The 23,695-nt window shown below is 61.3% G+C and carries 20 protein-coding genes; 13 read left to right on the top strand and 7 right to left on the bottom strand.

The genetic code is table 11. The annotated features are described in order from the left end of the window. Window position 1: 1 nt before the first annotated feature. From cydB to ACWHRL_RS07530, 3 genes are all read right to left on the bottom strand, one after another. On the bottom strand, window positions 2-1,003 hold the full coding sequence (gene cydB / locus ACWHRL_RS07540; protein WP_447528619.1) for a cytochrome d ubiquinol oxidase subunit II: 1,002 nt from the start codon (window positions 1,001-1,003) through the stop codon (window positions 2-4). A 2-nt stretch (window positions 1,004-1,005) separates the two neighbouring features. Continuing rightward, on the bottom strand, window positions 1,006-2,421 hold the full coding sequence (locus ACWHRL_RS07535; RefSeq protein WP_447528618.1) for a cytochrome ubiquinol oxidase subunit I: 1,416 nt from the start codon (window positions 2,419-2,421) through the stop codon (window positions 1,006-1,008). Between the two features lie 199 nt (window positions 2,422-2,620). After that, on the bottom strand, window positions 2,621-3,595 hold the full coding sequence (locus tag ACWHRL_RS07530; protein WP_447528617.1) for a calcium/sodium antiporter: 975 nt from the start codon (window positions 3,593-3,595) through the stop codon (window positions 2,621-2,623). 168 nt (window positions 3,596-3,763) lie between these two features. Between ACWHRL_RS07530 and ACWHRL_RS07525 the strand changes: the two genes are divergently transcribed. The 8 genes from ACWHRL_RS07525 to ACWHRL_RS07490 all read left to right on the top strand — a co-directional run bounded on the left by ACWHRL_RS07525 (window position 3,764) and on the right by ACWHRL_RS07490 (window position 12,179). Beyond that, window positions 3,764-5,143: a PqiA/YebS family transporter subunit gene (locus ACWHRL_RS07525; RefSeq protein WP_447528616.1), complete on the top strand. Its 1,380-nt coding sequence runs from the start codon at window positions 3,764-3,766 to the stop codon at window positions 5,141-5,143. Continuing rightward, the gene (gene pqiB, locus ACWHRL_RS07520; protein WP_447895868.1) at window positions 5,136-6,821 is read left to right on the top strand and encodes an intermembrane transport protein PqiB; all 1,686 of its coding nucleotides are present in this window, start codon (window positions 5,136-5,138) and stop codon (window positions 6,819-6,821) included. Before ACWHRL_RS07525 ends, pqiB begins: the two co-directional genes overlap by 8 nt. A 12-nt stretch (window positions 6,822-6,833) precedes the next feature. Further along, complete coding sequence (locus tag ACWHRL_RS07515; protein ID WP_447528614.1) at window positions 6,834-7,421, top strand: PqiC family protein; 588 nt, start codon at window positions 6,834-6,836, stop codon at window positions 7,419-7,421. A gap of 225 nt (window positions 7,422-7,646) precedes the next feature. Further along, the gene (locus tag ACWHRL_RS07510; protein ID WP_447895867.1) at window positions 7,647-8,897 is read left to right on the top strand and encodes a DEAD/DEAH box helicase; all 1,251 of its coding nucleotides are present in this window, start codon (window positions 7,647-7,649) and stop codon (window positions 8,895-8,897) included. Between the two features lie 66 nt (window positions 8,898-8,963). Next, a complete protein-coding gene (locus ACWHRL_RS07505) occupies window positions 8,964-9,467 on the top strand; it encodes a hypothetical protein (protein ID WP_447895866.1) in 504 nt (167 codons plus the stop codon). Window positions 9,468-9,472: 5 nt separating this feature from the next. Then, window positions 9,473-10,687: an MFS transporter gene (locus tag ACWHRL_RS07500; protein WP_447895865.1), complete on the top strand. Its 1,215-nt coding sequence runs from the start codon at window positions 9,473-9,475 to the stop codon at window positions 10,685-10,687. Window positions 10,688-10,696: 9 nt separating this feature from the next. Next, complete coding sequence (locus tag ACWHRL_RS07495) at window positions 10,697-11,767, top strand: asparaginase (protein WP_447895864.1); 1,071 nt, start codon at window positions 10,697-10,699, stop codon at window positions 11,765-11,767. 172 nt (window positions 11,768-11,939) lie between these two features. Next, window positions 11,940-12,179 carry a DUF2789 domain-containing protein gene (locus tag ACWHRL_RS07490; RefSeq protein ID WP_447895863.1) on the top strand — a complete coding sequence of 80 codons (240 nt, stop codon included), beginning with the start codon at window positions 11,940-11,942 and terminating at the stop codon, window positions 12,177-12,179. 6 nt (window positions 12,180-12,185) lie between these two features. Here ACWHRL_RS07490 and ACWHRL_RS07485 read toward each other — a convergent pair whose 3' ends face one another. Together ACWHRL_RS07485 and ACWHRL_RS07480 are read right to left on the bottom strand one after the other, a co-directional pair. Then, on the bottom strand, window positions 12,186-12,854 hold the full coding sequence (locus tag ACWHRL_RS07485) for a TVP38/TMEM64 family protein (protein WP_447528608.1): 669 nt from the start codon (window positions 12,852-12,854) through the stop codon (window positions 12,186-12,188). Next, window positions 12,847-13,263 carry an SRPBCC family protein gene (locus ACWHRL_RS07480; protein ID WP_447528607.1) on the bottom strand — a complete coding sequence of 139 codons (417 nt, stop codon included), beginning with the start codon at window positions 13,261-13,263 and terminating at the stop codon, window positions 12,847-12,849. The genes ACWHRL_RS07485 and ACWHRL_RS07480 overlap by 8 nt, the downstream gene beginning before the upstream one ends. 218 nt (window positions 13,264-13,481) lie before the next feature. Between ACWHRL_RS07480 and queC the strand changes: the two genes are divergently transcribed. From queC to ACWHRL_RS07460, 4 genes are read left to right on the top strand one after another with little or no spacing between them, the layout of a single operon-like run. After that, window positions 13,482-14,207 (top strand): 7-cyano-7-deazaguanine synthase QueC, encoded by a 726-nt coding sequence (gene queC / locus ACWHRL_RS07475; RefSeq protein WP_447895862.1) that lies wholly within the window; start codon window positions 13,482-13,484, stop codon window positions 14,205-14,207. Continuing rightward, on the top strand, window positions 14,194-14,838 hold the full coding sequence (gene queE / locus ACWHRL_RS07470; RefSeq protein WP_447528605.1) for a 7-carboxy-7-deazaguanine synthase: 645 nt from the start codon (window positions 14,194-14,196) through the stop codon (window positions 14,836-14,838). Before queC ends, queE begins: the two co-directional genes overlap by 14 nt. Then, complete coding sequence (locus tag ACWHRL_RS07465; RefSeq protein ID WP_447895861.1) at window positions 14,838-15,671, top strand: 6-carboxytetrahydropterin synthase; 834 nt, start codon at window positions 14,838-14,840, stop codon at window positions 15,669-15,671. Before queE ends, ACWHRL_RS07465 begins: the two co-directional genes overlap by 1 nt. A gap of 3 nt (window positions 15,672-15,674) precedes the next feature. Then, window positions 15,675-15,962, top strand: coding sequence for a YkgJ family cysteine cluster protein (locus tag ACWHRL_RS07460; RefSeq protein ID WP_447528603.1), 288 nt, complete (start codon window positions 15,675-15,677; stop codon window positions 15,960-15,962). A gap of 13 nt (window positions 15,963-15,975) precedes the next feature. Here ACWHRL_RS07460 and ACWHRL_RS07455 read toward each other — a convergent pair whose 3' ends face one another. Together ACWHRL_RS07455 and miaE are read right to left on the bottom strand one after the other, a co-directional pair. Beyond that, window positions 15,976-19,875, bottom strand: a complete 3,900-nt coding sequence (locus tag ACWHRL_RS07455) for an AAA family ATPase (RefSeq protein ID WP_447895860.1) — start codon at window positions 19,873-19,875, stop codon at window positions 15,976-15,978. 31 nt (window positions 19,876-19,906) lie between these two features. Further along, the gene (gene miaE, locus ACWHRL_RS07450; protein ID WP_447528601.1) at window positions 19,907-20,563 is read right to left on the bottom strand and encodes a tRNA isopentenyl-2-thiomethyl-A-37 hydroxylase MiaE; all 657 of its coding nucleotides are present in this window, start codon (window positions 20,561-20,563) and stop codon (window positions 19,907-19,909) included. Window positions 20,564-21,036: 473 nt separating this feature from the next. On the opposite strand from miaE, the gene acnB reads away from it, so the two are divergent. Then, window positions 21,037-23,640 (top strand): bifunctional aconitate hydratase 2/2-methylisocitrate dehydratase, encoded by a 2,604-nt coding sequence (gene acnB / locus ACWHRL_RS07445; RefSeq protein ID WP_447895859.1) that lies wholly within the window; start codon window positions 21,037-21,039, stop codon window positions 23,638-23,640. The last annotated feature ends 55 nt before the right edge of the window (window positions 23,641-23,695 follow it).

Here is a 23,695-nt window from a genome sequence, read left to right as displayed (position 1 = left end):
CTTAGTGGTACCCCTCACCAACGCGTACCTTGCCGCGGAACACCCAGTAGGTCCAAGCGGTATAGGCCAGCACGACGGGGATCACAAAGAGCACACCGATGAGCAGGAACAGCTGAGATTCCGGCGCCGAGGCGGCGTCCCAAAGCGTATAGTTGGGCGGCACGATGATCGGCCACTTGCTAAAGATCAGGCCCAGATAGGTAAAGATGTAGATACCGACGGTGGCGACGAACGGCACCCCTTCGCTCTTGTTCTGAACGCTTCTGAAAACGGCGAACGCACACAGCAGTGCCAGCACCGGGAAGATCCAGATAAAGCGCAAGGAGCCGAACCAGCGCTCCCACACCATGTTGTCGATAAACGGGGTCCAGACGCTGATGATCGCAAACACGGCCAGTACAGCAACGAGCAGCATCGGGGTGATTTTATACGCCCATGCCTGGATATAGCCTTCGGTTTTCATGATCATCCAGGTCGACCCCAGCAGCGCGTAGCCGGCCATCAGGCCAAGCCCGGTCAGCACGGAGAACGGCGTCAACCAGTCGAACGCACCACCGACATAGACGAAGTCTTCTACCGGGAAGCCCTGAATGTAGGCACCCACGACGGCCCCCTGGGCAAACGAGGCGAGCATCGACCCGCCGGCGAACGACCAATTCCACCAACTGCGATTACGCCGCGATTTGAAGCGAAACTCGAAGGCGATACCGCGAAAGATCAGCCCGGCCAACAGCAGGAATACGCCAATATAGAGCGCGGGCAAAAAGACCGAGTAGACCAGCGGGAAGGCGCCGAGAAGCCCGGCCCCACCCAGCACGAGCCAGGTTTCGTTGCCGTCCCATACCGGGGCGACCGAGTTCATCATCACGTCACGGGAATCTTCGTCCGGGGCGAAGGGAAAGAGAATACCCACCCCGAGATCGAAACCATCCATCAGTACGTACATGATCACGCCGAAACCAATAATGCCGGCCCAGATGATAGATAAATCGAACATTTCCATGACTAGCTCCTTACCGGCTCGACGTCGTCGTCAAACGGAGTGTGTGCGGCGGAAAGCGGACGCTTGGGACGGTTGGCGTCGGGGTCGACCTCGGCCTGAGCCGCGTTGGGCAGCATACCGTTACGCACCACGCGAGTGAGGTAGTAAAGGCCGGCGTAAAACACCACCGCGTACACCAGCACGTAGCCAATCAGCGTAGCGAGGGCCATCCAGCCAGTCAGCGACGGCGTCAAGCCCTGGGCTTGGGTCATCATGCCGTAGACCAGCCACGGTGCCCGGCCGGATTCGGTAACGATCCACCCGGCCAACACGGCAATGAACGGCAGTGAAATCATACTCACCAGCGTTTTAAGAAACGCTTTGTTTTCATATACACGGCCACCACGGCGTAGCAGCAATCCCGCAAACGCTACAGCGATCATCAAAAGGCCGATTGCCACCATCACACGAAACGACCAGAACACCAGCGCCACCGGCGGCTGCTCTTCCGGCGGCACTTCGCTGATACCCGGGATCTCACCGTCGATGGAGTGGGTCAGGATGATGCTCGCTAGATTAGGGATCCCCAGCGCGAAGCGGTTCTCTTGAGCGTCCTGATCCGGCAGGGCGAACAATAAAAGCGGCACGTTAGAGGTGGTTTCCCAGTGTCCTTCCATGGCGGCCACTTTAGTGGGCTGGTACTCAAGCGTATTGAGACCGTGGTAATCGCCAATCACTGCCTGAGCAGGGGTCAGGAAGAGCAGCATCCAAAGGCACATGGAGAGCGCCCGACGATTGGCCGGCACGTCGCGGCCGCGTAGCAAAAACCAGGCACTGATGCCCGCTACCACGAAACCACCCGTAATGAAGGACGCCATGGCCATATGGAAGAAGCGATACGGGAAGGAGGGATTGAAAATCGCTTCGGTCCAGGACGTGACGTAGAAGCGGTTATCGATCAGCTCGACCCCGGCTGGGGTTTGCATCCAGCTATTGGCGGAAAGGATCCAGAACGCAGAGATGAAGGTGCCCAACGCCACCATGGCCGCCGAGAACAGATGAACGCCTTCCGGCACCTTGCCGCGTCCAAAAAGCAAAACCCCCAAAAAGGCTGCTTCGAGGAAGAAGGCAGTAACCACTTCGTAGCTTAGCATCGGTCCAATGAAGTTGGACGCGGCAAACGAGAAGTTGCTCCAGTTGGTACCGAACTGGAAGGACATGACGATGCCCGACACCACGCCCATGGCAAACACCACCGCGAACACTTTCGTCCAGAAAAGTGCCAAGCGGTCCCAGGCGGGATTCTCGGTTTTGAAGAACAGGCCGTGCAGTAGTGCAATGTAGGACGCTAACCCTATCGTGAAGACGGGGAAGATAGTGTGAAAACACACAATGAACGCGAACTGTAGTCGCGACAGCATTAAGGGGTCGAGTTCCATGACACTCTCCTGAAACCGGGGAATAGTATGACGCCCATGGGTAATAAAAGCCTGATCGTGCCCTGGGGCGTTTGTTTTTATCAAGACCTGGCTAATCTTTACTCATGGGCCTATCTTACTGACTTCACGCCCACCTGGCACCGTTCTCTATGCGTTATTGCGTGTCACAATGACACACATCAATTTACGCTGATATTGGTCAGCTCATTACCACGATACTGACCATATATCCGGTGTAGCCCAAAAAGGAGGCGAGTAGCACGCCGCCCTCTAAACGATTGATACGCCGGGGTCTGCCGCGCCAGGAGAACGCGAAAAGTACCATTAAGAGCGTCATGCAGCTCATTACGCTCCAATCGCGCACCAACACCTCGCGACCTGCCTCGATCGGGGCGATCACACCAGCAAGCCCCACCACCGCCAGGCTGTTGAACAGATTAGAGCCCACCACGTTGCCCAGTACCATATCGTGCTCGTTGCGCCGTAATGCACTGATGCTCGAGGCAAGCTCGGGTAACGAAGTACCCACTGCCACCACCGTCAAGCCAATGATCAAATCGCTCACGCCGAACGCGCCCGCTATTTCGACCGCGCCCCATACCAACATGCGCGAGCTGGCAATCAACAGTACCAGCCCGATCAGCGTCCAGGCGATCGACTTGCCTTTGGACATGGGCTTTTGATCCAACGTCTCGGCCACTTCCGTCTCGAGGGGGTCCTCGTGTTTAGCGCGCGAGCGCCAGATACTTATCCCGATAAATAGCGTCAACGCCACCAGCAAAATGACCGCCTCGATACGCGTCACCCAGCCGTCGAACAACATATAGCCGGTCAACAGCATGACCCCCACCAGCAGCGGCATCTCTTTACGAATGACGCTCGAATGCACCGCCAACGGCGCCATTAACGCAACGAAACCCAGCACCAGCCCCATATTGGCAATGTTCGAGCCGTAAGCGTTACCCACCGCCAGGCCCGGGTTACCCTGCAATGCCGCCAACACCGAGACCATCATCTCCGGAGCCGACGTCCCAAAACCGATCACCAGCATACCGATCAAGAGCGGGGAGAGCCCCAGCCAGCGGGAAGTCGCGGCGGCGCCATCGATGAATTTTTCGGCGCTCCATATAAGCAGCACCAATCCGATCACGACCGCTAAACAGGCAAGCAACATGGCAGTTCCTTAAAATGGGTAGGCTAGAAAAGGCGAACGCGCCTGCATCGTTGTCCAAGGCAGTGGCCGGGTCAAGCACGCCGTTGATTCAAATACGCCCGCAAGCGTTTGACAGCCCTGCCCGCCCAACGTATTAATCGATCACCAGGCAACGTTGAGACTATTGAATTGCGCTACTCCCGGTTCAAGGCACGGCCCTATCTCCCGCTTTCTCCGCCGCTGGTCGACACCCAGCCGCCGGAAACGCCAAGACGGCGGCGCCTGCGCGCCTGCCATGAGTGCGACTGGGTGAGCGCTTTACCGCCGCTGGGCTCCGGCGAAAAAGCCACCTGCCCACGCTGCTCCCATGTTTTAGTCAAGCGTCACCGCTACCCCGCCCAGCGCAGCATGGCACTGGCCGTGGCGTCATTGATCGCGTTGATCATCGCGGTATCGTTCCCCTTTGTTAGCTTCAACGTCAGCGGCGTGAGCAACCGCATCGAGCTTTCCCAAACAGCCACCACGCTGATCGCATTTCACCAGCCGGTCGTTGCCATCGCGGTGATCATGACCATTGTGGTACTCCCCGCGCTCTATTTGTTCGGCGTGATTTGGCTACAATACGGCCTGTTGCGCGGGCGCCACATGCCCTTTAGTCGCGATATCGCCCGCTCGCTTGCCCACTTCGTGCCCTGGATGATGGCAGACGTTTTCATCATTGGCGCCTTAGTGAGTCTGATCAAGGTCGCCGGGCTTGCTCAAATCCAGTTGGGGATCTCTTTCTGGGCGTTCTGCATCTTCGCCCTTTTACTGCTAAAAACCAGCCAGTCGCTGGACGCCGACTGGATGTGGTTTTCACTCGAAGGCGAGCCGCTGGCACCGGAGGGCACCCAGACCGGCACCACTGCCGCCGCTCAGGGCGTGACCGGCTGCCCCACCTGTGGGCTGGTCAACCGTATGCCGGCAAAGGGCAAGGCACGTTGCCTGCGCTGCCATGAAAAGCTGCACAAGCGCGTACCGCACAGTCTGCAGCGCACCTGGGCGCTGCTGTTCGCCGCCACCGTCATGTATATTCCAGCCAACCTTTACCCTATTATGACCACCACGAGCCTGGGCAGCAGCTCGCCTTCGACGATTATAGGCGGTGTGGTGCAGCTCATTCAGATGGGGTCCTGGCCGGTGGCAGCCGTTATTTTCATTGCCAGTGTCATCGTACCGGTAGGCAAGCTTTTCGCGCTGGCCTGGCTATGCCTGGTCGTTCGGCGCAGTAGCGAATTCCACGCCCAGAGCCGCACCCGGCTTTATCGGCTGACGGAGTTCATCGGACGCTGGTCGATGGTCGACGTCTTCGTCGTTGCCATTTTGGTGGCGCTAATTCGCGCCGGCTCATTGATGTCGATCACACCGGGCCCGGCAGCACTTGCCTTTGGCGCGGTAGTGGTCCTGACCATGTTGGCGGCGATGACCTTCGACCCGCGCCTTTTATGGGACACCTCTCCCCCACGCGCTGCACGTTTCAAGCGCGTGACCCGGTTAAACATTGCGACCAAGGAATCAGTGGATGGCTGACGATTTACCCCCGAACGACGAAGCGCCAGCGCCGGAGGAGAATGACCCGAACCGGGCCAAGGCGTCGCGCCAAACGCGTCTGTCGCCGATATGGATCGTGCCTATCGTGGCGCTGGTGATCGGGCTTTGGCTGGTGTACGACAACTATACCAGCCGGGGGACGCTGATTACGCTGACCGCCAACAACGCCGAAGGGATCGAAGCCGGCAATACCCTGATTCGTAGCCGCAACGTGGAAATCGGTCTGGTTCAGAGCGTACGGCTTTCGGACGATCTCTCCCACGCGGTCATGACCGCGCGCATTCAGCCCGAAGCCGAAGCCATGCTGCGCGAAGATAGCCGCTTTTGGGTGGTCAAACCACGTATCGGCCGCGAAGGTATCAGCGGGCTGGGCACGGTACTCTCCGGCGCCTACATCCAGCTTCAGCCCGGCCGCTCCGATGAGCCCCACCGGGAGTTCGAGCTAAGCGATGTGCCGCCGGTGGCCGTGGCCGGTCAAGCAGGGCTTCAGATCAGCCTGGTCAGCCAGCTGGGCAATTCGCTGCGCGTCGGCGACCCGGTGTCGTATCAGGGCTATACCGTTGGCCGGGTCGAAGACAACAACTTCGACCCGGAGTCACGCACCATGCAGCATCAGGTCTTCATCGAAGAGCCCTACGCCCAACTGGTGACCGAAAGCACGCGCTTTTGGACCGCCAGTGGGATCGATTTTCGCCTCGACTCCAACGGCGTGCGGGTCAACGTCGAGTCGATCGAGGCGCTTCTGGGCGGCGGCGTCACCTTTGGCGTTCCCGAAGACGTCCCCATGGGCAAGCCGGTGAGCAATAACGCCCGCTTTACGCTTTACAGCGATGAAGACGACGCCCGCGAAGGCACGTTCAACCGCTATCTCGAGTACGTACTGCTGGTTGACGACACCGTGCGCGGGCTCTCCCGCGGCGCGCCGGTCGAGTTTCGCGGCGTGCGCATGGGAAGCGTAGCCGCGGTGCCCTGGAACTTTACCGCCCCCCAGCCCAACGCGCGCTCGCAGTTTGCCATCCCGGTGCTGATTCGCATCGAGCCACAGCGCCTGGGAATCGAAAGCGACGATATCGACCTGGAAGAGTGGGAAACGCGTTTTAACCGTATGTTCGACCTGGGGCTGCGCGCCTCGCTCAAAAACGGCAACCTCCTGACCGGCGCGCTCTTCGTCGATCTTAACTTCCAGCGCGACTTGGCCGGTGATTACGCCCTGGAGATGTTCTCCGAGCGCAAGGTCTTTCCCACCGTGGCGGGCGGCTTTGCACAAATCCAGGGGCAGGTCACCAGCTTGCTGGACAAACTCAATGCGCTCGAGGTCGAGCCGCTGCTGGCCGGGCTCGATCGCAACCTGCAGGCGTCGGAAAGCGTGCTCAATGAGGTCCGCGAGGTCAGCGCCTCGCTCAACGCCATCCTGAGCGACCCGGACACCCAGGCACTCGGCGGCAACGTGAACGCCACCCTCGAAGAGCTTCGCGCGACCCTTGAAGGTCTATCGCCCTCTTCACCGGCCTATCAGGATCTCAATTCGGCCATCGAACAGCTCAACCGCCTGATGCGGGATTTACAGCCGCTGACGCGCACGCTCAACGAAAATCCCCGGGCGCTGCTTTTCGACAACCTGGACACGCAGGACCCGATTCCACGGGCCCCTCGATAAAAGGATGACGCCATGCGTTATGGAACACTAAAAATGGTCGCGCTGCTGGGTCTTGGGTTGCTGTTGAGCGGCTGCGCCTCGAGCGTGTCGCCGCCAGCGCGCTACATGCTGCCGACCGCCCAGGTCACGAGCCCCGCCACGCCCACCGAGCACACGCTGCAGGTACGCACGCCGCGACTGGCCCACTATCTCGATGTCGACGGCATCGTCATGCAACTCGATGACATCACCTTGAACGCGGCTCGCGAACACCAATGGGCGGAAGAATTGGGCCGCCAGATCGAGCGAGCGCTGCGCGGGCGCCTCTCCCAGGAACTTCCGCTGGTGCAGGTGGTGCGCGCCGAGGGCGGCCAGGCCACCGGCGTCACGCTGTCGCTGGAGGTGGACCAGTTCCAGGGGCGTTTTGATGGCAACGCGGTGGTCAGCGGCCAATGGCAACTGCGCGGTGCGGGCAATCAGCTTTTGGCCATGGAGAGTTTCTCCGCCGAGACCGAGCTCATGCAGGACGGCTACCCGGCACTGGTACGCGCCCTTGGCCAAAGCCTCGACGAGGCCGCCATCGGCATCGCTCAAGAGCTTCGCACCGGCGGCTACTTCTAACTCTCCCAACGGCCAACACCCTTGGCGCGCCGGGATTTTCGACCGGCGCACAGGGTTTCGAGCCCCCCGCTAAATCGCGACATTCTCAAAAGCCCCTCGCAGCCAAGCGCGCTATCTGGCAAACTTCGCTGCCGCGCGGGGCTTACCCGCGTGTTTTTAACCAATTTAGAACCCTAGCCTGGTAACAGCGCACACGCGCTCTTGCCGTGCAATGGCGGAGAACGCATGAGCTTTACGGAACTTGGTCTGCAGGACGACTTACTACGCGCCATTAGCACCCAGGGCTATACCCAGCCGACCCCCATCCAGCTAAAAGCCATTCCCCTGGTGCTGGCCGGGCGCGATCTGCTGGCAAGCGCCCAGACGGGAACGGGCAAGACAGCAGGCTTCACCCTGCCCATGCTGCAGCTGCTAAACACCGGCAAGCGCCCGGGTAAGCGCCAGGTACGTGCGCTGGTGCTCACCCCCACCCGCGAGCTGGCCGCCCAGGTCGGCGAGAGCGTCTCCGATTACGGCAAGTATCTGTCGCTGAAATCGCACATCATTTTCGGCGGTGTCGGCCAGAATCCCCAGGTACAAGCGCTAAGAGAAGGCCTCGACGTGCTGATCGCCACGCCCGGCCGGCTGATGGACTTACAGCAGCAGGGCCACGTGGACCTGTCCCAGGTCGAGATTCTGGTGCTCGACGAAGCCGACCGCATGCTCGACATGGGCTTCATTCACGATATCAAGCGCATCCTGAAGCTGTTGCCGAACAAGCGACAGAACCTGCTCTTCTCGGCCACCTTCTCCAATGAGATCCAGACGCTGGCCAACCAGTTACTGGATAACCCGGCGCTGGTCGAAGTCGCGCCGCGCAACACTACCGCGGAAAAGATCGTTCAGACCATCTACCAGGTGGATCGCGATAAAAAGCGCGAGCTACTGGCGCATTTGATCACCCAGCACAGCTGGTTTCAGGTATTGGTCTTCACGCGCACCAAACACGGCGCCAACCGCCTGGCCGAACAGCTTTCAAAGCAGGACATCCCGGCCATGGCGATCCACGGCAACAAAAGCCAGGGCGCGCGCACCCGAGCGCTGGGCGCGTTCAAAAGCGGCGATCTTCAGGTACTGGTCGCCACCGACATCGCCGCCCGGGGGCTTGATATCGACGAGCTGCCCTTCGTGGTCAACTTCGACTTGCCTAACGTTTCCGAAGACTACGTTCACCGCATTGGCCGTACCGGCCGGGCGGGCAGCAACGGCGAAGCGGTATCGTTGGTATGCGTCGACGAGCATGCACTTTTGACGGGCATCGAGCGGCTGATCAAGCAGACGCTGCCTAAAAAGATCGAGCCCGGCTTCGAACCCGACCCCAACGCCAAGCCCCAGCCGATCGAAAACGGCCGCCGTGGTCAGCGCAAGCCCACTGGCCGGCGCCAGGAACAAGGTGGCAACTCGGGTAACACCTCGCGTCGCGGCGGTCGCCGCTAGCGCCGAAAAGCGCGATGTGCGAAGGTTATGATTTTTTGGCTCAGGCCACACGTTCAGGGAGTGATTATGGCGTCGTCTCAACTTATCAATGACTATCGGCAGTGGCTGACTTTTCAACGCCAGGAGCAGTTGAGCCGGGAGCATCAAGGCGTGGTTCAGCGCCTTGAAGATGCAAAGGTAACCTCCAAACAGGTCGTAGAGGCCTATCGCAGTATGGCGGACAAGGCGTCCACCGAAGGCGCTTGCTACCGCACGCTGTTTCTGCGCGAAAGCGACGAAGAATCGGCGCTGGTGTGCGAAGGCTGGCTGTTTATTCGCCGCGTGCTCAGCGAAGAGAACAGCACCCGCGTTCGCGCCACGCTGCTGGAGTCCTTTACCCTCGAAGACGGAATCATCACCCCGGGCGATAAGCCGGCGCGCAAGGTCACCCTCGAGATTTTCGAAAGGCTCGATATGAACCGGGGCATGCGTACCGACGCCCGCGTCGACTGCCTCGAAGTACCGGGTGATTACCACTTCATCACCCTAATGGACACCGCCCGCGGCGATCTACGTGCACACCTCAAGTAGCCGTCATGGTTAACCGCCGCACGCTAAGCTTCATACTGCTGATGTTTGTCGTGGGGCTGAACTTACGCCCCGCGCTTTCATCGGTGGCGCCGCTTTTGACTCGCCTCCAGGAAAGCGCCGGCTTGACGCCGGCAGCGGCGGGTATTTTAACCACGCTGCCGGTGCTCTTTCTGGGCCTGGCGGCCCCGCTTGCTCCGCTCATCGCGCGGCGAATCGGCAGCGAGCGCGCCCTCAGCGCCGCGCTTTTACTGCTCACCACCGCCCTTTTGATCCGCCCCTGGCCGCTGCCCGGCGCCCTGTTCATCGGCACGGCGATGGCGGGGGCCGCCATTGGTCTGGCAGGCACCCTACTGCCTGGACTGGTCAAGCGCGAACTCCCTCAAAGTGCTGACCTTTTGACCGGGCTCTACACCATGGCCCTTTGCTTTGGTGGAGCGCTCGGGGCGGGGCTTTCCGTGCCGCTGGCCAACCTGCTGGGAAGCTGGCAGTTGAGCCTGGTCAGCTGGGGCGGAGTAGCGCTCATCACGCTTTTACTGTGGTCAACGCTTGCCCCCAGGCCGACTGCGCGGGTGACTTCAAGTGTTTCGGAAACATCCCTCAAGGCGCTTTTGCGCCAGCCCCTGACCTGGCAGGTAATGCTTTACATGGGCATTCAGTCTTCCATGGCCTACATCGTGTTTGGCTGGCTGCCTACGCTTTTGGTCTATCGTGGCTATAGCGAAAGCGAGGCCGGGTTGACCATGGCGGTCTCGATCATCTGCCAGCTGGGCTCGGCGCTAAGCGCTCCCTGGCTTGCTCGCCTGGGCCGCGACCAGCGGCCAGCGCTTTTTGCCATGCTCACGTTTACCGCACTGGGACTTTTCATGCTAATGGTCGCCCCGCTTAGCTGGCAGTGGCCAGGCGCTGCGTTATTGGGCGTGGGTCAGGGCGGCTGTTTCAGCCTGGCGCTGAGCCTTCTGGTGCTGCGAACCGCCAACGCCGGCCTTGCCGGTAAGCTCTCCGGGCTCGTTCAGGGCGGCGGCTATACGATCGCAGCGCTTGGGCCTTTCGGTGTCGGTCTGTTGCTCCAGGTGGGCGCGCGTATCGACCATATCGCCTGGCTGCTTTTGGCCCTGATCGGCCTTTGCTACGTGTTCGCTTTTTTGGCGGGGCGTAACCAACAGCTGGACGACCAGACCGGTACGCTTTGCGTTATAAAGCAACGCGACCGGCGAGCGTAAGGAGTTTTTATGAATGCGGCCCCGCAACTGCGTAACAGCGCCGAACACGGCGAGCGGCTGCTGGTCATCTATACCGGCGGTACCATCGGCATGGAGCGCGGCGCCGAAGGTCTCGCCCCGGGCGGGGCCTTCGAGCAGCGCATGCACCGCGCCTTCGAGACGCTTCCGGTTTCAAAGCAGAGCGCGCTGCCGCCTTTCGACGTGCTTAGCCTGGCCACCTTGATCGACTCGAGCGCGGCCACCCCGCTCACTTGGCAGCAGCTGGCGACGCTGATCAGCGAGCGCTTCGGCACTTACAAAGGATTCGTGGTGCTGCACGGCACCGATACGCTAAGCTTCAGCGCGGCAAGCCTTGCCTACCAGCTACAGGGACTTGACCGGCCGGTGGTGCTTACCGGTGCCATGCAGCCCCTCGAAGCGTCAGGCAGCGACGCGTTGGACAACCTTTACGGCGCGCTGCGCTTTGGGGCAAGCGATACGCTCAAAGAGGTCGCGATCTACTTCGCCGGTAAGCTTTTGCGGGGGGTGCGCGCCGTCAAGCAGCACAGCGAGGCGCCGGGTGCCTTTGTGAGCCCGTGCTACCCGCTTCTGGGCGAGCGCGTGGACAGCGATTTCATCGTCTACCCGGGGCGCGGTCTCGGTGCGACCCAGCGCGGCGCGCCCCGCTTCGAACTGCCAGGCTATGCAGGCCAGGCCCAGGGGGAAGTGATCCGCCTGGCACTGTGGCCGGGTATTAGCGCCTGGCAGTTGGAAGCACTTTTGGGCGATACGCGCGTCAAGGGCGCTCTTTTGCAACTTTGGGGAGCGGGCAACTTGCCCGGCGACCCGGCGCTTTTGGAGGTGCTGGCAAAGGCCTGCGGCGAGGGCAAGCTAATCGCTGCCACCAGCGTGTGCCCCCAGGGCAGCGTGCGCTTTGGCACCTACGCGGCAGGGTCGGGTTTAAGCGAGGCCGGCGTACTCAGCGGGGCGGACATGACGCCGGAAGCAGCACTGACCAAGCTGGTGCACCTGCTAGCCCAGCCACTGCCGGAAGAGGACCGCCGCCAACGCTTTTTGACCCCACTGGTGGGCGAGCGCTAGGCACTATGGCATCGCCAAGCACTATGGCATCGCCGGGTATTCGGGCCATGTTGATGAAAAGACGTTCATGAACGTGGCTTGATGAACAAGGTTTGCTAGATTCAGTTACAAGCCGCTGCCGCCGGCTTCGATAAAAGCGGCCAATCGACGACCACCCAAGGAGAGCAACATCATGGAACAGCCCGTACACGAATTCAGCGATCTTTTCGAGCAGCTCGGACTCGACTCGGATAGCGCCTCGATCGAGGCGTTTATCGAACAAAACGGCCCGCTGCCCGACACCATGCCAATTGCCGAAGCGCCCTGCTGGAACGAAGGTCAGGCGGCGTTTTTGCGCGAGGCGATTGCAGACGACGCTGACTGGGCGGAAGTAGTGGGCCATCTCGACGCCGCCATGCACCAGCCCGCCTGATTCGCCTTACCCCTGCCTGCGCGCCGCTTCCACGCGGCGCCTGTACCACGCCCCGATCAAGAGCAAAAGCGCCAGCGCTACGAGCGGCAGCAGTACATCGAACTGCAACGCGTTCTCCTCCTCGATCGCTTCGAGGGCGCCGTATATGGCGCTGCTGTAAACGCCCCATTTGACCGAAAGCCCAAGCGTTGCCGCCAAAAGATAAGGGCCCAGCGGCAGCCGGTTGAGGCCCGCGGCGTAATTGATCACCGAGTGTGGAAAGCCTGGCAGTATACGAAGCGCGCACTGGGTGAGCATGTCGCTTCGCTGCTCGAGGGTATGCATCACTTTTTCGGTGAGCCCGCCGGGTTTGATGCGCTCATGAAACCGCGCGGCCAGCTGGTAGGCGCCCAGCGCCCCTATCACGCTCCCCAGTGTCAGCATGGGGGTGGCCATCCACGGCGTATAAAACGGCGCGATCAGCCAAAGGCCGATACTGCCGGGAAGGCCAATGGCGAGGGTGACCGCCATGGCCGCAACGACGCTGACAATGACCGCCGGGTGATGGGACATCCCGGCGGCCCAGCGCTTGAATTCGGCTAAATCCGGCGAGTACCAGAGCCACACGTAACCCACCATCATGAGCAGCGCAAAAAGCGTCACCCAGCGCCAGGAAAGGTGCCAGCGTCTAGCCATTGAGTCGCGCTTCGACGCGCTCGAGAATCTGCCGGCTGACCTTCCCCACCATGGGCCTGGCCGCCCGATTGACGGCTTTCTCCATCAGGCGGTTGCGGATATCGTAGGTGAGCGTGAGCGAGACGCGCGTGCCCTCGTCCACCGCTTCGAGCTGGTAGCGGCCCTGGTTTTTCACCCCGTCCAGGGACTCCCAGGCAAGCGTTCGAGGCGCGTCGATTTCGGTCACCTCCACGTCGAAGGCCCAATCCATGCCCACCGCGCGAACGTGCCAGCGGTAGCGGTTGTCGCCCAGGGTATCGATCGAGTGGATCATATCGGAGTAGTCGGCAAAATCTTCCACGCGTTTAAGCAGCTCGAACACCCGCTCGGGTGCGGCGTGGACAATCTCACTATGTTCTATGGTTGCCATGGGTGCATCTCTAAAGCTTGAACAATGAGCTTAACATGCCCAATTACGCGGACCCACAGGCCCGCTTTTTACGCGACTGCCTTTTCACCAGACCCGTTAATCAGACCCGCGGCTAGCCAAGTGGCTGGCCAATGCGTAAACTGCGCAGCGTTCCGGACCGGACCCCGGACTCTAGCCTTCAAGGCACTCAATAAATTCTCCGGCCAGCGAGTATTAGCATGTCTGTCGATTCCTGTACACACTCCCCCGCCACCGTCGTGATCTACTCCGGCGGCATGGACTCCTTTACCGTACTGCACCGCGCTCTTAAAGAGGGGCTAAAGGTGCATGCGCTTTCCTTTGATTACGGCCAGCGCCACCGCCGCGAGCTCGACACCGCCCGCCTGGTGTGCGAAAAGCTCGGCGTTCCCCACCAGGTGGTGGATATACGCGCCATCCATGGGCTGATCGATAACTCCGCGTTGACGGATTCAAGCCAAACCATGCCCGACGCCGACTACGCCGAGGAGAATCTGCAGGCCACCGTAGTGCCCAACCGCAATATGATTCTTCTTTCGCTTGCCATTGCCAAGGCGGTGAACATCGGCGCGGCGCGCGTGGATTACGGCGCCCACGGCGGCGATCACGTGCTCTACCCCGACTGCCGCCCGGAATTCGTCGATGCCATGCGCCACGTCGCCGCCATCGCCAATTTCGAGCCGATCGAGGTGAACGCACCTTACCTGAGCGTCAGCAAGGCCGAGATTCTGCGCGAAGGCCTGGCCATGAACCTCGACTATCGCGACAGCTGGACGTGTTACGAAGGCCGCGAGCTTGCCTGTGGCAAGTGCGGCAGCTGCCGCGAGCGTTTGGCAGCGTTTGAAGCCAACGGGGTGACCGACCCGCTTCGCTATGAAAGCGCAAGCGGTGACACCACGGTGGGAGAAAGCGATGTATCACGTTAAAGAGGCGTTCTACACCCTGCAGGGCGAAGGCGCTCAGGCCGGCCGCGCCAGTGTCTTTTGCCGTTTTACCGGCTGCAACTTGTGGTCCGGGCGGGAAGTGGACCGGGCAAGCGCGCGCTGTACCTTCTGCGATACCGATTTTATCGGCACCGATGGCAACGGCGGTGGGCGCTTCGATGACGCCGAGGCGCTTGCTGCGCATATCGCCAGGCGGTGGCCCGAGGCTGGAAAAAACGCCGTGCCCTACGTGGTCTTTACCGGCGGCGAGCCGCTTTTGCAGCTCGACCCGGCATTGATCGAGGCGGTGAAAGCGAACGGCTTCGAAATCGGCGTGGAGACCAACGGCACCGTCAGCGTGCCCGAGGGCATCGACTGGCTGTGCGTCAGCCCCAAAGCGGGCAACGCCCTGAAAGCCCTGACCGGCGACGAGCTAAAGCTTGTGTACCCCCAGCCGGAGGCGGCGCCGGAGCGCTTCGAGTCACTCGGCTTTACGCACTTTTTCTTACAGCCGATGGACCAGGGGGGCTCGCTTGACAACCAGGCGCGGATTCAAGCCACCACCGCCTACTGCATGGCGAACCCCCAGTGGCGGCTTTCGCTTCAGACTCACAAAATCGCAGGGTTCGAATAATGGCGCTCTTTGTCGATCAATTAAGCCATATCGATGTATCGGTATGGTGCCCCGAAAAAGGCCTGACCGGCTGCAGCTGGCAGGTGGATGCGGTGTTGGACGGTGAGCTTGGCGAAGACGGCATGCTGTTCGATTTCGGTAAGGTCAAACCCTTCATCAAAAAGACGCTGGACTCAGGCGTCGACCACACCCTGCTGGTGCCGACCAAAGCGCCGGGGGTTAGCGTTAGCCGCTGCGAGGAAGGCCTTTGTGTTCGCGCCACCACGCCCTACCCGTTTGAGGTGCGCGGCCCGGCAAGCGCGTTTACGTTGATCGAGACCGAGGAAGTAGCCCTTGACGCGCTGACCGAATCGCTAAGCCAGGCGCTTACCCAAAGCTGCCCGGAAAACGTCGCCCGGGTTGCCCTCACGCTGACCAATGAAGTGATCGATGGGGCGGCCTACGGCTATAGCCACGGCCTCAAGCGCCACGACGGCAACTGCCAGCGCATCGCTCACGGCCACCGTTCAAGACTTGCGATATTTCAGCACGGCGAACGCCAGCATGAACTCGAGCGACAGTGGGCGGCGTGGCTCGACCAGCGCTACCTGCTCGAGCGCGCCGATATCGCCTGGCAGGATGATAAAACCCTCGAATGCCGTTACGTGGCCGATGAAGGCGCGTTCAGCATCACCTTGCCGATGAGCCGCTGTGCACTGCTGCCCTACCCCACCACGGTCGAGAACATCGCCCGCTGGCTCGCCGCCGAGATCGCCCGGGAGACCGGCGTGCCCACCCGGGTTCACGCCTTCGAAGGATTCAACAAGGGCGCCACGGCCGCCGAGGACGTTTGAGCGATGGCGTCACTGATTGCCAAGCAGGCCGACAAGGCCAACGGCGGCTGCCGTGCCGGGTGCGGGGCGTGCTGTATCGCGCCCTCCATTAGCTCGCCCATCCCCGGCATGCCCAAGGGTAAACCCGCGGGCGAGCGCTGCGTGCAGTTGGATGACGACAACCTGTGCAAACTGTTCCAGGACCCCCGCAGGCCCAACGTTTGCGCGCGGTTCGTCTTCGACAGCGACGTATGTGGCAGTCACCGCGACGAAGCGCTCGCCACGCTTTCATGGCTCGAGGCGAGCACCTGAGGCCAGGCCGGCGCTAGCTTTCTATGCCGGCGGGTTGCGGTAAACGCCGCTCCAATAGATTCACCCAGCGCACCAGTATCGGGGCGTCACTATGGCTCACGTTTGAAAGCCGCTCGCGGAAGAGCTCCCGGGTCTTTTTATCCTCCGGCGCAATATGCGTTAGCCAAAACTCGAGCGCGGCCAGTTCGTGATGGCGGTTACCCTGCTCGCGGGCATGGTCGATAGCAAGCTCCGCCAGCGGCCTTACCTCGCTCAATGGGCGTCCTTGCAGGTGGCGAACCCGCGCCAGCTGAGTGGCGATTTCAGGAAGAAACAGCGTGCGCCGCTCCTTGGCAATTACCAAGCACTGATCCAGGTACTCTTCGGCGGCGCCTAGTTCACCAAGCTCGATACACGCATCCGCGTACCAGAGCACTGGCCGCTGAAAGCGGTCGCGCCCGTTGAGCTCGGCCATCTGATCCAGACTTTCCTTGAGTTTCACAAGCCCCGCCGGGTCGCCGCTTAGCGCCTGTTGCCAACCCAACACGCCCTGAGCGGATATCTGCCAAAGCTGTAGGTCTGGCGTTGCGGTCATCGCCGCGGCGCGCTCGGCGTGGCGGGCCGCCAGGTGTATGTGACCCAGCTGGCGGTAAAGCGCGGTGGCGAACATCAGCGCCATGGCAAGCGTGCCCGGGTGGCCGATTTTTTCCGCCAGGCGAATCGCCGCGGCGATATGGCGCTCGGCGCGCTGGTAGTCGCCGCGCAAACAAAGCGCCCAGCCCTGAAAACTCGCCGCGCTCACCTGGGGGTGGTCCGAGAACGGCAGCCACTCGATCATCATCGAGGCATTGAGCGGATCGATTTCGTTTAGATGATCGAACGCCTGAGCAATGCGCCCGGCCCAGTACTCACACTGGGCCCCGGCGGAGTCGGCAAGTCGTGCGTAGCGCGGGTCCTCGAGGCGCCTGGCGATATCGGAAAGCGTCGCGGCCAGCGCAAAGGCATCGGCGTGGGCGTAGCGTTGGCTGCGGCTCAGCCAAAGCCCCCACTTCACCAAAAAGATCTGCTCGAGGTCTTCCGGGTCTTCCGGGGTGTCGTCGCCGTTGGTGCGCAAAAGCTCCCGGGCGCTTACGAAGCACTCGTGGGCGGTAGGCGAGCCGTGCCCTTCCAGGGCGAAGGCGGCCTGGCCCTTGACGGTCAGAAGACTCACCTCGCGCTCGGCGCGATCCTCGACATGCTTCAAACAGCCAAGCCCGAAATCAGCCATCTGCAGCGCGGTGCGGTTGGCGCTGACCTTGAGCGCCTCCCGGGCGGCAAGCTCGAAGTAGCGGGCGGCGCGGGCGTAGTGACCGCTGCGGCGCAGATGCGTGGCAAAGTCGCCGGGCCGGCGGCTGATCCACATCGGGAAGCGTTCTTCGATCAGCGTCACGACCTGCTGGTGAAGCGCGGTGCGTACGTCTTTCGGGCAAGAAAGGTACGCCGCTTCGTGTAGCAGTTGGTGGCTGAACTGATAGTCCGCCTCGACGCCGGAGGATTCGACCGGTTCGATGATCTCGAGCTGACGCATGTGCTCGAGCGCCTTGAGCAGGCGCCCCTTGTCGACCTGACTACTCTCGACGAGCATGTCGACCTGGAACCGCCGCCCCAGTACCGCCGCCACGTGGGCGATCTCGCGGTCACGCTCCAGCTGGTCGATCCGACTGGCCAACAGCCCAAGCAAGCCCTTGGGCAGCTCGTTGAACTGTACGCTGCGCCCTTCACGACGGTCCATATCCAGACGCCGGCAGATCTCCTGCAGGTAAAGGGGTACGCCGTCGCAGCGCTCGACGATCTGGTTGCGAAGTCGCGGGCTTAGCTGAATCTGATAGCGTTTAGCCAGCTGGGCCAAAAGTCGCCCGGCCTGGCCCGCATCGAGCTTGCCGAGCATGATCTGCTGATCCCAGTGCAGCTTGACCGGCAGCGGTTCACGCCCGTGGTGGCTTGCCACCAGCATGAAGGCGGTGTTGATGGCCAGCCGCGCCTGCAGCCCGCTAAGCACCTTGAAAGACGGCTCGTCCAGCCACTGCAGGTCGTCGATCATCAAAAGCAGCGTGCGCCGCTGCGCCTCGCGCTCGATCAGGCAGTGCAAGAGCCTGGCGACCAGCTCCACGGCTTCGCCGTTTTGGGTGAGCTGAGCGGTGTCTTCGATCTCGCGCACCCCCAGCGCCTGTTCGAGCAGTTCTTGGCGTTCGCTACCAAGCTCGGTAAACGAAAGCGCCTGTTGGAGCGCGTGCAGCGACTCGAGCGTAGGCGGCTGCTGGTCGTGCCAGGCAAGCAACTGGCGGGCCACACCGTAGGGCTCGAGCACCGAAAGTCGCGTGGTGGGCAGCCAGCACACCGCCGTGTCGCGGCTTAGTTCGAGCTGACGAAAGCCGACCATCAGGGCAGACTTGCCCATCCCGGTACCGCCGCGTACCAGTACGCTTTGTCTCAGCCCGATCCCCGCCCGAGCTTGGGCGTCGCGCAGCGTGCGCAGCGCGGTTTCGCGACCGATCAAACTGGGCGGCATGGCATCGCGCCCCCCTTCGTTCTGGCCCAGCACCAGCGCGCGCAGGCGCACTCGGCCATCGCTTGCCACCAGCCGCGACGAGAGGCGTGGCTGCAGGTCGAGCGCCGGCGGCATGTGCTGGCTCGCCTGCTGGGAGATCACAAGCTCGCTCCCTTCGGCAGCGCCCATGAGCTCCAGCGAAAGTTGCGTTACCTGGCCAAGCGGGTCCGCCAGTTGGCGCTCGGGCAAATAAACCACCTGCCCGCTATTGAGCCCCGCGGTGAGCTCGAAAACCGGCGGCTCTTTATCGATGCTCCAGCGCCGGGAAATCTCCTGGGGCAACGCCTTGCGACAGTGCTCATACAGCGCGACCAACTCGGCCAGCTGATGGGCAGGCCCATGGGTTCCGAAACACGCAAGCCCCAACCCGCCGGTGGCGCCGGGCAGCCAAAAACCGCCCAGGTGGTGGCACTGCTGCTCCAGCCAACGCAAAAGCTCCAACTGCAGGTTCAGGCAGTGACGCATGGTGCCCCGCTCCTGCCAATCGCCTTTCAGGGTCAGCCGGATCGCCATGACCGAAAGCTGGCGAAGCTCGATTTCATCCTCACGCAGTGGCTTGCTGTCCGCCGCCAGCGCCCGGGAGTAGGCACCTTGCGGGGTCACCACCGGCGTGTCGTGCTGACCATCGGACCAGTGACTTGCCAGCTGCAAAAAACTGGGCTCGGGCTGCTGGCCCGAGAGCGCTAAAAGCTGCAGGTAGCTCTGGTACTGTTCATGGGCGGCGGCCATCTGGTTCTTTTCCGCCAACTGGCGCACCAGCCGCTCGTGAAACGGCCCATAGCCCGAAAAGCTGCTGACCAGCTCCTCAATGACCGTGTCGGGCACTTCCTTTTGGGCGTTGAGCACCTGTTCGGCAAAGCGGATGACCCGCTGGCGCCACTCGTTGCGTACCTGCACTAGCCAGCGCTGAAATTCGCTACAGTTGGTCAGTTGGAGTTCTTCGACCAGATCACCCTGGTAGCAGGCAAGCACCGCCTCCAGGGTTTCCAGGTTCTGTGGGCCTTCGATTAGCGCCTGTAATTCGTGAAGATCCACTTGCCAATGCGCGGGCAGGTTGAAGGCGATGGTTTGGCGGGAGACATTGAGGACCGTGTCGGCGCTCCCCCCAAGCGACTGGCGCAGGCAGTGCAGAGCGTGGCGCAGGTTGGTGCGCCCGGACGAGAGTCCCTGGTCCGGCCATAGTAGCTCGGCAAGGGCGGCACGATTGACCGGCTGACGATGCAACAACAGATAAACCAGCAGGGCTTTGACTTTGTCGTAGCTGAAATGCGTCAGCACGACCTCTTCGAGGGTAAGGGAGAAGTGGCCAAAAAGGGTTAGCTTGTCGATCTGCTTGGCATCGCGCATGAGACACATCCTACCTGGACGGGTGCTCGACTCAGGCCGGCACACCGCTATGAAAACGAAACGCTGTATCGGGTGAAGTAATCAACTCGGCTTCACACGCTACAAAAAAGGCGATGCGGTCGTCGATCGCATCAGAAGTTTGCTGTCGGGCCAGCAGCAGGTAGTCCTCGAAATGGCGCCCTTCCGACTTCACGAGCGTACGATAAAACCGAGCGAGCTCTTCATCGAGGTAGGGAATCAAGCGAGCGAAGCGTTCACAGCTGCGCGCCTCGATCAGCGCGCCGATGATCAGGATGTCGATCAGCCGCTCGGGGTCGTTGCTGCGCAGGTGTTTTCTCAGCCCCTCGGCGTAGCGCGAGGCGCTCAGGTGCGTATAAGCCACGCCGCGGCGCTCCATCAAAGCGACTACCTGCTCGAAATGCAGAAGCTCTTCGCGGGCCAGCTGCGACATCTTGCTAAGCAGCAGCGGCTGGTCGACGTAGCGGTAAAGCAGGTTCATGGCCGTGGAGGCGGCCTTTTTTTCACACTGCGCGTGGTCGATCAAAAGCGTTTGCGGGTTGGCCAGCGCCCAGCCAAGCCAAGCATCCGGCGTTTGACAGGCCAAAAACGCGTTGAGACTGGGGGGAAGCAGATCCTCCGCGCCAAGGGAGTGATCTGCAGGATTCAATACGGCTAACTCTATCGACATATACGGTTACCAAGCGCCTTTATTCATTAATGACACGCCAAAACCTGGCGCTGCTCCCGTTATACTGGGCTCACTGACCCTTAAGGCACTATAACACGCGTTTTTACGCCCTCATCGTGAGGCGCGGGGCCGCGTATTCGAGCGTTCAACCCCGGCGTGTGGGCTTTTGATACTTAAGCCCATAACACCCCTGTTATTTAATGGTCTATGGCAGGGTGATTGCAAACGGCTTTTTTTGCGAGACCTTGCAAGCCTCCTCTTCGCCTCGCTCAGTTTAAACGAACGTTTGTCACATTGAGTAGGGGCATCGAACGCAAAGGTCCAGCCCTCGTCTTAACATTGTCGACAGTTTCCCGTAGAATCCACGCTATCCACCAGACGCTGTTTGTCAAGCGTATGTCACGTGTCATGGCGCATACTCGATACCGTGTGGGTATGCGACCGGCACCATTAAGAAGATGAGAGGGCCCAACGTGCTTGAAGCTTACCGCCAACATGTCGAGGAACGCGCCGCCGATGGCGTACCACCCAAGCCCCTGAACGCCGAGCAGACCGCGGCTTTAATCGAGCTTTTGAAAAACCCGCCGGCCGGTGAAGAGGAGAACGTACTCGAGCTTCTCACCCACCGCATTCCGCCCGGCGTCGACGAAGCCGCCTACGTCAAGGCCGGCTTTTTGACCGCGATCGCCAAGGGCGAGGCAAGCTCCCCGCTGGTCGATAAGATTCACGCCGTCAAGCTTCTGGGCACGATGCAAGGTGGCTATAACATCGTCTCGCTGGTCGAGCTTCTCGACAACGACGAGCTAGCGAAAGAGGCCGGCGAGCAGCTCAAGCACACCATTTTGATGTTCGACGCCTTTCACGACGTCGAAGAGCGCGCCAAAAACGGCAACGCCGTCGCCAAGGATGTCATCGCGTCCTGGGCCGAGGCGGAGTGGTTCCTCTCCAAGCCTGCCCTTGAAGAAAAAATTACCTTGACCGTGTTCAAGGTGCCCGGCGAAACCAACACCGACGACCTCTCCCCGGCGCCGGATGCCTGGTCACGCCCGGACATTCCGCTGCACGCCAACGCCATGCTCAAAAACGAGCGTGACGGTATTCATCCAGAAATCCCGGGCTCGCGCGGGCCGCTCGACCAGATCAACGAGATCAAGGACATAGGCTACCCAGTGGCCTACGTGGGTGATGTGGTCGGTACCGGCTCCTCGCGCAAGTCCGCCACCAACTCGGTGTTATGGTTCTTCGGCGACGACATCCCTTATGTCCCGAACAAGCGTGCCGGCGGGTTCTGCTTTGGCGGCAAGATCGCCCCAATCTTCTTCAACACCATGGAAGACTCCGGTGCGCTGCCCGTCGAGATGGACGTCGACAAGCTCCAGATGGGCGACGTCATCGACGTCTACCCGTATGAAGGCAAGGTCTGCAAGCACGGCACCGATGAGGTGCTCACGACGTTCGAGCTCAAGACTCAGCTGATTCTCGACGAAGTGCGCGCCGGTGGCCGTATTCCGCTGATCATAGGGCGCGGCCTGACCGGCAAGGCGCGGGAATCGCTGGGCCTTGAAGCCTCCGATGTTTTCCGCCTCTCCGAGCAGCCCAAGGATACTGGCAAAGGCTTTACGCTTGCCCAGAAGATGGTCGGCAAGGCCTGCGATCTGCCCGGCGTGCGTCCTGGCATGTACTGCGAGCCGAAGATGACCACCGTGGGCTCCCAGGACACCACCGGCCCGATGACCCGCGACGAGCTCAAGGATCTGGCGTGTCTGGGCTTCCAGGCCGATCTGGTCATGCAGTCGTTTTGTCACACCTCGGCCTACCCCAAGCCCGTGGACGTCGACACGCACCACACCCTGCCCGATTTCATCATGAACCGGGGCGGCGTTTCACTACGCCCGGGCGACGGCATCATTCACAGCTGGCTCAACCGCATGTTGCTGCCGGACACGGTCGGCACCGGCGGTGACTCCCACACCCGCTTCCCGATGGGCATCTCCTTCCCCGCGGGCTCGGGTTTGGTGGCGTTTGCCGCCGCCACCGGCGTCATGCCGCTGGATATGCCGGAATCCGTGCTGGTGCGCTTTAAAGGCAAGCGCCAGCCAGGTGTCACACTTCGGGACCTGGTCCATGCCATTCCGCTTTACGGCATCAAACAGGGTCTTCTGACCGTGGCCAAGTCCGGCAAGAAGAATGCGTTTTCCGGCCGCGTACTCGAAATCGAAGGCCTCGAGGATTTGACCGTCGAGCAGGCGTTCGAGCTTTCCGACGCCTCCGCCGAGCGTAGTGCAGCGGGCTGTACCATCACGCTATCCGAAGAGAGCGTGACCGAGTACCTGAAGTCCAACATCACCCTTTTGAAATGGATGATGGCCAACGGCTACGGCGACGAGCGTACCATCAGCCGGCGTATCGAAGGCATGGAAGCCTGGCTTGCCAACCCGAGCCTGATGCGCGCCGACCAGGACGCCGAGTACGCCGAAGTCATCGAAATCGACCTGGACGAGATCAAGGAGCCGGTTCTCTGCGCGCCCAACGACCCGGACGACGCGCGGCTTCTTTCCGATGTCGCCGGTGAAAAAATCGACGAGGTGTTTATCGGCTCGTGCATGACCAACATCGGTCATTTCCGCGCGGCGGGTAAACTGCTCGAAAAACAGCCTGCGGGTAGCCTGAAAACGCGCCTGTGGCTGGCGCCACCGACCAAGATGGACCAGCACCAGTTGACCGAAGAAGGCTATTACGGCATCTACGGTCGCGCGGGTGCCCGCATGGAAATGCCGGGATGTTCACTGTGTATGGGTAACCAGGCCCGCGTCGAAGCGAAAAGCACCGTGGTGTCTACGTCTACACGTAACTTCCCGAACCGCCTGGGCGATGGTGCCAACGTGTACCTGGCCTCGGCGGAGCTGGCGGCGGTGGCCGCCGTCGAAAGCCGCCTGCCAAGCGTTGAAGAGTATCAGCGCTACATGGCCGAATTTGACGCCATGGCCGGCGAGATCTATCGTTACATGAACTTCCACGAAATCGAGGAGTATCAGAAGATTGCCTCGAACGTGATTCCGGTTGCCCAGGAAGCTTAAGCCGCTTTTGGCAACCACCCCATCGCCGATGCTCGCACCATCGCAGGGCGGTCAA

This window comes from Vreelandella sp. GE22, assembly GCF_968212445.1.
This window is presented reverse-complemented; position numbering and strand designations above follow the sequence as displayed.